Genomic DNA, 1,356 nt, shown 5'->3' on the forward strand with positions numbered 1-1,356 from the left:
CGTGCCCCTGTGGCTGGACATCGCGCGCGCACTGGGCGTGATGGCCGCCGCGCTGGCCGCCGCGCTGCTGACGGCGTTCGTGCTGGTGCGGCGGCTGCGGCGCAGCATCAGCGACCCGATCGGCAAGTTGATCAACGCGGCGCAAAAAGTCTCCGCCAGCCAGAACTACACGCTGCGCATCGCCCACAACCGCAACGACGAGCTGGGCGTGCTGATCGACAGCTTCAACAACATGCTCGCGCAGATCGAAGGCCGCGGCGCCGCGCTCACGCACCACCGCGACGAACTGGAACGCCAGGTCGGCGTGCGCACCGAGCAGCTGGAAAAGGCGAAGAACGCGGCCGAGGCGGCGAGCCGCGCGAAAAGCGCCTTCCTCGCCACGATGAGCCACGAGATCCGCACCCCGATGAACGGCGTGCTGGGGATGACGGAAATGCTGCTGGGGACGGAGCTCACCGAAACACAGCGCAACTACACACGGCTGGTGAAGCAGTCGGGCGAGCACCTGCTGGTGATCATCAACGACATCCTCGACTTTTCCAAGATCGAGGCGGGCAAGCTCACCGTCGAGTACATCAATTTCAACCTGTGGGACCTGCTGGACGACATCCATACCGTCTACACGCCGCAGGCCGAGGCGAAGAACATCCCGCTCCATTTCGACATCGCCAACGACATCCCCGTCGCCATCTGCGGCGACCCGAACCGGCTGCGCCAGATCATGGCCAACCTGCTCGGCAACGCGGTCAAGTTCACGGACCAGGGCCGCATCCTCGCCAGGGTGCGCATCGCGAGCGAGGACAACCAGGCCGTGATGCTGCGCTTCGAAGTGCACGACACGGGCATCGGCATCTCGCGGGAAGCCCGCAGCCGCATCTTCGAGGCGTTCTCGCAGGCCGACGATTCCACGACGCGCAAATACGGCGGCACGGGCCTGGGCCTGGCGATCTCGAAACAGCTCGTCGAACTGATGGGCGGTTCCATCGGGGTCGAGAACGCCCTCACGCAAGGATCCGTGTTCTGGTTCACGGTCGCCTTCGACAAGCGCCGCGTCGATCCGGATGCGCCGGGCGACCACCAGCACACGATCGACGGCCTGCGCGTACTCCTCGTCGACGAGAGCGAAACGAGCCGCATCGGCCTCGAACGCCACCTGGCCACGTGGCGCGTCGAATGCGACGCGGCGGAGAGCGCGGACGAAGCACTGGAGCGGCTGGACGAGGCGGCGCGCGCGGGCCGGCCGTACGACGCCGCGATCCTCGACATGGAGCTCGCGCACACGAGCGGCCTGCTGCTGGCCGCGCAGATCAAGCTTGATGCGGCCGCGCGCGCCACGCGGCTCGTGCTGCTCAGCCC

Annotated in this window: 1 protein-coding gene; it reads left to right on the plus strand. The window is 67.0% G+C overall.

The features are described 5' to 3' along the window. Positions 1-1,356: ATP-binding protein (locus tag ACEN88_RS31835; protein ID WP_413346174.1), on the plus strand; the 1,356-nt coding region annotated here is incomplete at both ends.

It is taken from the genome of Massilia sp. CT11-108 (genome assembly GCF_047302915.1).
In the GTDB taxonomy this organism is placed as follows: Bacteria; Pseudomonadota; Gammaproteobacteria; order Burkholderiales; family Burkholderiaceae_D; genus Telluria; species Telluria orientalis.